The organism is Sphingorhabdus sp. (assembly GCF_029865925.1).
GTDB lineage: Bacteria > Pseudomonadota > Alphaproteobacteria > Sphingomonadales > Sphingomonadaceae > Sphingorhabdus_B.
This window is the reverse complement of the sequence record NZ_JARXAI010000009.1, coordinates 1-7255: the sequence shown is the minus strand read 5'-3', so window position 1 is coordinate 7255 and position 7255 is coordinate 1. Positions and strand designations below refer to the sequence as shown.

Below are 7255 nucleotides of genomic sequence, written 5' to 3'. Positions count from 1 at the left end.
CCGGTAACAAACTTCGTTTGCGGCATCGCGCCTTCAGAAGAATCGACCAAAAGGATGACGCCGTCGACCATCGACAAGATGCGTTCAACTTCGCCGCCAAAGTCTGCGTGACCCGGTGTATCAACGATGTTGATGCGGGTTTTTTCACCCTTGTGATCATCCCACTCTACCGATGTGCACTTGGCAAGAATGGTGATGCCGCGTTCTTTTTCGAGGTCGTTTGAATCCATTGCGCGCTCTTCAATGCGCTGGTTGTCGCGGAATGTACCAGACTGACGGAACAGTTGGTCAACGAGGGTGGTTTTGCCGTGATCGACGTGCGCGATAATGGCGATGTTACGCAATGACATTTGGAAATGGGCCTTTTGGAAGGTCTTCATAGCAGCCACACGCCACCAGATTCTCGCGCGCCACTAACGCAATATCCGCTGCAGCGCAACATCGCTGGTGTTGCAATACGCGATTGCAACGGTCAAAGCGCTCGGATGTTCGCTCGTATCTTCGCTGATCGCTTTGTCCTTTTGTTACTCGCCACGATATTGCTGGCGAGTTTTATACCCGTGCGCGGTCAGGCGGCGGAGGTTGCGTCGCTTATCTCGGCGGCGGCGATATTCCTTTTGTTTTTCCTGAACGGCGTGCGTTTGCCGCGTCATGAAGTTGTTAGTGGTGTGCGCAATTGGCAGTTGCAGGGTGCCATTTTCCTGTTCGTATTTGGCGTGATGTCTGCTGCGGGCTTGGCCATGTCACATATTTTTGACAATATATTGCCGCCGATACTTGCTTTGGGATTGCTGTTTACGGGAATATTGCCCTCGACCGTTCAATCAGCGGCTGCTTATTGCGCGCTGGCCCGTGGCAATGTCGCGGCGTCCGTTGTTGCTGCAGCTTTGGTCAACTTGATCGGCGTTGTGATCTCGCCTTTGCTGTTTGCGCTGCTGGCGCATGAGGGGGAGGCGACCGTCTCTGGCCAAGCCGTCGGCCGCATTGCACTCATCCTCCTTTTGCCCTTTGCGCTGGGCCAAATGGCGCAACGTTGGTGCAAGCCATGGGTTGATGCGCACAAGGACCTGGCCACGTGGATGGACCGCATATCAATTGCTATCGCGGTCTATGTAGCGTTTTCAGGCGCAGTTGTTGCAGGTATCTGGAGCATTGTGCGCGGCGATGAATTGGCTTGGTTGGCGCTTGCTGTGTCGGGCATGCTGCTGATTGGCTTTGGCGGCGCCTGGGCATTGGGTGGGGTTATGAAGCTTCCACGCGGTGACCGGATTACGATGCTGTTTTCCGGCGGGCAGAAAAGCATCGCAATCGGCGCACCGCTCGCCGCGACGATATTTCCGCCAGCGATTGCCGGCATGGTGCTGCTGCCGACGCTTATATATCATATGGCGCAACTGATCTTGTCAGCGCCACTCGCCACGCATTTAGCACGAGATTAGAGGCTGCGTAATGCCTCAGACGGTCGGGCAGCCAAAATCGGTAATGATCCGCCGATGCCAAGAATAAAGGTCAATCCAGCGCCGCCAATGAGCGTGAGCGCCAAAATCGAATAGTCCGGCACGAAGCTGAAATCGAAGATTTGGACCACAACATAATAAGCCGCCAACATGCCAAGTAACAGCGACACCAGGCCCAACACGACCGCCAATATGCCATATTCAAGTGCCTGAGCGCCCAAAATCTGCCATCTTGTGCTGCCCAACATTTTCATGATGACGCTGTCGTAAATGCGCGACTGCCGCGCGGCGGCGATTGCACCCACAAGCACCGCAATACCAGCCAAGATAGCGATGGACGCTGCTGCGGCAATCGCCTGCGCCATTTGGGTTAACAGAACCGTGATCTGTGCTGTAACTTCCCCAACCTCAATCAAAGACGAGGAAGGGAAGGTCGGCGGGATCGATTTTGCCAATATGCGCTCCGCCGGTTTTGACACCGTCAACGTCGCCACCATGTTGTGCGGCGCGGCGTCAAGGCTTCCCGGCGAAAACACCATGACATAATTCAGGCCGAAATTGTCCCATTTGACAGTGCGCAAGGATGCTATTTGGGCGGGAACTTCGACACCAAGCAAGCTGATGGTCAGGCTATCCCCAACCCCGATGCCCAATGTTTTGGCCACTTCGGCCTCAAGGCTAACCAATGCCGGGCCGCTGTAATCGGCGGGCCACCATTGCCCCGCCACGATCTCGCTGCCCTTGGGCAATGCACTGCTATAGGTCAGACCGCGATCACCGTTCAGGACCCATGCGCCTTCGGGCAGTTCCTCCAGCTGGTCAACGCGCTGTCCGCCATATTCGATGATAGTGCCGCGTAAGGCGGGTATCATGTTGATGGTGGCTTTAGGATCGGCTTCTTTGACCATCTGTGTGAATTGGGCTGCACCTTCACGCGGGATGTCCAGTGCGAAGAAGCTCGGCGCGCGGTCGGGAACGCTATTCTTAATCTCGTTGTTAATGCTCGTTTGGATGGCAGCGAGCGTCACAAATAAGGTGAGCCCAAGCCCAAGCGCCACCACCAATGCCTGAGTCTGCGCGCCGGGGCGATGCAGGTTTGCAAGCGCCAGACGCGGCAGCGGTGCCGTGGGCCGAGGGATACGCACGGCCATCGCACGCAGCAGCCACGCAATTACGGTAAGCAACAGCAACAATCCAAAGGCCGCGCCGATAAATGCCAGCGAGAATAAAGGCTCCCGCGCGGTAAGCACCGCGAGCGCAATGATGGCGATGATCGCGGACACGACCCAAGCCGCGCCGCGCCGGTTGATGCGGGCATTGCCTTCCACAATCGCGCGGAATAGGCCCGCCGCCGGCACTGTGCGTGCGCGGGCCAAAGGGGGAAGGGCAAAGGCAATGGCGATTAACAGGCCGTAGATCGCGCTGACGAGCAACGGCAAGGGATGCAGGTTAAAGCCCGGTGCGACCGGCAAAATGTCGCCAGCAACCCAGCCAATGACCGAAGGCATGACACTGCCCACCGAAAGGCCAGCGATAACCGCACCTGCGGCAACAGCCAGGATTTGGAGCATATAGATGCGGAATATTGTCCCGCTGTCGGCGCCTGTCACTTTCAGCGTGGCAATGCTTGCGCGCTTGCTTGCGAGGTAACTGCTCACGCCATTGCCGACGCCAATGCCTGCAATGACCAATGCGGCAAGGCCAACCAACGTCAGGAACTGGCCCATACGTTCAATAAAGCGCCTTGTGCTGGGTGTTCCGTTGGAGCGATCCGTAATGTCCCAGCCCGCCGAGGGGAACTGCGCCTCAAGCGCCTTTGCGACGGCGGCGGCGTCTTCGTTTACGGATAATTTAATGCGGTACTTCGCCTCATACATGCTGCCCGGTTGGATCAAAGCGGTGTCCGGTAACGAGGCCATGTTGATGATGGCAACTGGACCAAGCGTGAAGCCTTCGCCTAAACGGTCAGGTTCTTGGTCAATAATACCCAATACCTTGAACCGTTCGTCGCCAAAACGGATGGTACCACCGATTTTAATGTCGAGCCGTTCCGACAAGGTTGGTCCGATGTAAATTTCGCCTTTGGCTGGTGCCCTGACGCTGCCGCCCCCACCCAAGGTTAAAGCGCCATAATGGGGATAGATACTGTCTACGGCCTTTAATTCGGCGAGCAGGCTGTCTCCGCCCGCTTCACCAGCAATGGCCATCGCGCGCAACCGGACGGTTTGGGAGACTTGGCCAGCTTTGCGCATTGCCGCCATTTCGGCTTGCGTCGCTTCACGTTGTGCGATGCCGATTTCGACGTCGCCGCCAAGAATGGTCTGGCCACGCCGCGACAGTTCATCGGCTATGCCAGCGGTCAGGCTGCCAATGGCTGCGAGGGTCGCCACGCCCAAAAACAAGCAAATCGCAAGCAAACGTAGCCCGCGAATATGTGCGGACAAATCACGACGCGATATACGCCAAATGGCAGCGAGCGGCAGGCTCAAGCCGCGCTCTCCACGACATGGCCGTCCTGCATGGAGATTACGCGGTCACATTTGCGTGCAAGTTCGGGGTCATGCGTGATGATCAATAATGTCGCGCCCAAGGCGGCGCGGCGGGCGAACAATAGGTCGATAATCGACGTGCCGGTCGACCCATCCAGATTGCCCGTCGGTTCATCCGCAAAGATGATCTTTGGCCCAGCGGCCATTGCGCGGGCAATGGCGACGCGTTGTTGTTCGCCGCCGGATAATTGCGATGGATAATGCGTCAGACGATGGCCAAGCCCAACGGCTTCAAGTTCACTTTGCGCCCGCCCAAAAGGGTCTTCGAGACCAGCTAACTCCAACGGGATGGCCACATTCTCAAGCGCCGTCATTGTCGGCAGCAAATGAAATGCCTGCAACACAATACCAATGCGTCCGCGGCGCGCGCGCGCGAGTTCGTCTTCATCCAACTTGGTGAAATCAAGGCCATCGACCAGCACAGTTCCACCGCTTGCCTGCTCCAACCCGGCGAGTACCGCCATCAGTGACGATTTGCCTGACCCCGATGGCCCAAGCAATGCCACACTGCTGTCATAGGGCACCTCAAGGTCTACCCCGCGTAAAATCGACACCGATGCGTCGTTGCTGCCAAGGCTAAGGGTGACATTTGCCGCGCGGATTGCCATATCCACTTTGTTATTGACCGGAGCGTGCAAGGAAAAATCCTTATGAAAAGTTTTTGGCTATATGGTGCGTTATGTGTCGCAATCCAAGGGCTGTCGGGATGCGGGTCTAATCCTTTAGTAGAAACCAAGACCGAAGTGACTCATAGCACCAAGGTCGCGCAATATGATCGGCTGGTCGTCGCGTTCGGCGACAGCCTTTACGCCGGATACCGCCTTGCCCCTGGCGAGGGGCTTGCGCCGCAGTTGCAGGCCGCGTTGCAGGCAGCAGGCATTAACGCGCGCGTTCATAATGCTGGCGTGTCCGGTGATACCACGGCAGCCGGAAAAGCCCGGCTCGCCTTCGTGCTCGATAATCTCGACCGAAAGCCTGATCTCGTTGTGCTTGGCCTGGGTGGCAACGACATGTTGCGGGGGATTAAGCCCACAGAAACCAAAACAAACATGACGACGATGATGGACGAATTGAAACGGCGCGGTATTCCGGTTGTGCTCACCGGCATGCTGGCTTCGCCCAACATGGGTCAGGATTATGGAAAATCTTTCAATGGAATATTTCCCGCATTGTCGAAACAATATGACGCAAAGCTCTACCCGTTTTTCCTCGACGGCGTGGTGACGGACGCGGCATTGATGCTGCCGGACAACATTCATCCCAATGCCAAGGGCGTAACGCGGGTTGTCGAAGGATTATCGCCGCTGGTAGAAGCTGCTTTGCAGGATAACAAAGAAGCTGTATTAGAAAAATAATACAGTTGGGGATAGAAGTGCTTGAAATGGTCGGGCACTGGTTCCATCTGTTGTAATATTTAAGGACTGAGGGATTTTTGGCCATGTCGACTGAAACCGCAACCCAGACATTTCAAGAGCTGAAGCTTACCCCGCCAGATCCCGTGCCCACCGTTGCCCCGCAACAGGCAATGGGGCTGGTTCCAGTGACCGATGAGCAGCAAAGCAAGCTTGCGCAGCGTGTAGAGGCTTATGTCGCCGATTTGGTCGCACAGGACGTTAACAGCCCTGAATTTGGCAAGCGGGTCGACCAATTAACAAATATGGGCCGCAAGGAGATTATGGAAGCATCGGCACAGTCGAACCGCTTCTTGGATAAACCTATCCGCCGGATGGATGCCGACTCTGGTGTTGGCGCGGACCTTGCCGAATTGCGCCGCGTTGTCGAAGATCTCGACCCTTCAAAAAAGGGTAATCTTATGACCAATCAGAAGCTGTTTGGCATCATTCCTTTTGGCAACAAATTGCGTAATTATTTCGACAGCTACCAAAGTTCGCAAACGCATATCGGATCGATCCTCGGTCGGCTTGGCAATGGCAAAGATGAGCTATTGATGGATAACGCCGCGATTGATGTGGAACGGCAAAATCTGTGGGTTGCGATGGGCAAGCTTGAACAGATGATTATAATGTCCAAGCAGCTTGATACAAAGCTTGAGGACAAGGCCGGCGAGCTTGAGCTGTCCGATCCAGCAAAATCGCGGGCAATTAAGGAAAGCGCTTTATTTTATGTGCGTCAGCGCACGCAGGATTTGCTGACGCAAATGGCGGTGACAGTGCAAGGCTATCTCGCGCTTGATCTGGTGAAGAAGAACAATGTCGAGTTGGTCAAGGGCGTGGACCGCGCGTCGACAACGACGGTTGGTGCGTTGCGAACAGCTGTGACTGTCGCGCAGGCTATGACCAATCAGAAGCTTGTGCTGGACCAGATTACGGCGCTGAACACCACGACCGCCAATATCATCGACAGCACTGGCCAGTTGCTGCGCGACAACACCGCGCGGATTCATGAACAGGCGGCCGGTGCGAGTATTCCATTGGAAACCTTAAGCCGAGCGTTCCAGAATATTTACGACACTATGGACGCCATCGACACGTTCAAGCTGAAGGCGTTGGACAGCATGAAGCAAACGTCCGAAGCGCTGGAAAAAGAAGTCGAAAAGTCCAAAGGCTATATTGCCCGCGCCGAAGGTCAGGCCCAAGCGGTCGAGGCAACGCAGGGCAGCGGTTTGCTCGCGGCGTTGGAGGCGTAACCGTCTTCGTCGTACAAGGTAAAATATGAACAATCCAGCATCCAACGCAAATGAAACCCTAACCGCTGCAGCTCGGTCGCTGCGCAATGTGCGTATGATGCCCATAGGCTCGAAGTCGCAGGCGCTGCGCCGCGCGCATTACTGGGGGAAACTCAGCAAGGCCGTGATCGCGGTCGGTGCCGTTATGATCGGTGCCGGAATTGTCGGTGCAATCATCGACGGTATTGGCTTTTGGGGTGTGATGATCACCGTGATTGTTGGCGCCGCAGCAGCCTATCTAATGATGCGCTATCCCGAATTGCCAATGCCCACGATCGAAAGTCTGCGCCAAACCGATCTCGCGACTTTAGCCGGTAAGACCGAAATCTGGCTTGAGGCTCAGCGATCCGCTTTGCCAGCGCCAGCGGTAACGTTGATGCAGGACATCGGTTTGCGGCTGGACCAGCTTGCGCCGCAGTTGCAGACATTAGACGAAAACGACCCCGCGGCGCGCGAAGTGCGCAAGCTGGTGGGGGAGCATCTGCCTGAGCTGATCAACGGATATAAGAAAATTCCCGACAGCCTGAAAAACAAGGAATATGCGGGTAAAACGCCAGTACAGC

7 protein-coding genes are annotated in these 7255 nt (G+C 55.9%); 4 read left to right on the top strand and 3 right to left on the bottom strand.

Annotation, left to right across the window (positions count from 1 at the left end; translation table 11 throughout):
• On the bottom strand, nt 1-350 hold a 350-nt coding region (locus tag QE270_RS00910; protein WP_300033925.1), incomplete at its 3' end, for a GTP-binding protein.
• Between the two features lie 135 nt (nt 351-485).
• Between QE270_RS00910 and QE270_RS00905 the strand changes: the two genes are divergently transcribed.
• The gene (locus tag QE270_RS00905) at nt 486-1439 is read left to right on the top strand and encodes a bile acid:sodium symporter family protein (RefSeq protein ID WP_300033921.1); all 954 of its coding nucleotides are present in this window, start codon (nt 486-488) and stop codon (nt 1437-1439) included.
• Here QE270_RS00905 and QE270_RS00900 read toward each other — a convergent pair.
• Nucleotides 1436-3940: an FtsX-like permease family protein gene (locus QE270_RS00900; protein ID WP_300033923.1), complete on the bottom strand. Its 2505-nt coding sequence runs from the start codon at nt 3938-3940 to the stop codon at nt 1436-1438. The two genes, QE270_RS00905 and QE270_RS00900, sit on opposite strands and share 4 nt — an antisense overlap.
• A 2-nt stretch (nt 3941-3942) precedes the next feature.
• Entirely contained in the window at nt 3943-4614 is a 672-nt protein-coding gene (locus QE270_RS00895) for an ATP-binding cassette domain-containing protein (RefSeq protein WP_300033919.1), read from the bottom strand.
• 42 nt (nt 4615-4656) lie between these two features.
• Between QE270_RS00895 and QE270_RS00890 the strand changes: the two genes are divergently transcribed.
• The 3 genes from QE270_RS00890 to QE270_RS00880 all read left to right on the top strand — a co-directional run.
• A complete protein-coding gene (locus QE270_RS00890; protein ID WP_300033917.1) occupies nt 4657-5361 on the top strand; it encodes an arylesterase in 705 nt (234 codons plus the stop codon).
• Nucleotides 5362-5444: 83 nt separating this feature from the next.
• Entirely contained in the window at nt 5445-6653 is a 1209-nt protein-coding gene (locus QE270_RS00885) for a toxic anion resistance protein (protein WP_300033915.1), read from the top strand.
• Nucleotides 6654-6678: 25 nt separating this feature from the next.
• A partial coding sequence (locus QE270_RS00880; protein ID WP_300033913.1) for a hypothetical protein occupies nt 6679-7255 on the top strand: 577 nt, incomplete at its 3' end.

What these genes read in the sequence shown, in the direction of transcription:
- QE270_RS00905 (WP_300033921.1), top strand. Translation starts at nt 486, where the DNA reads ATGTTCGCTCGTATCTTCGCTGATCGCTTTGTCCTTTTGTTACTCGCC.
- QE270_RS00895 (WP_300033919.1), bottom strand. Translation starts at nt 4,614, where the DNA reads ATGGCAATCCGCGCGGCAAATGTCACCCTTAGCCTTGGCAGCAACGAC.
- QE270_RS00890 (WP_300033917.1), top strand. Translation starts at nt 4,657, where the DNA reads ATGAAAAGTTTTTGGCTATATGGTGCGTTATGTGTCGCAATCCAAGGG.
- QE270_RS00885 (WP_300033915.1), top strand. Translation starts at nt 5,445, where the DNA reads ATGTCGACTGAAACCGCAACCCAGACATTTCAAGAGCTGAAGCTTACC.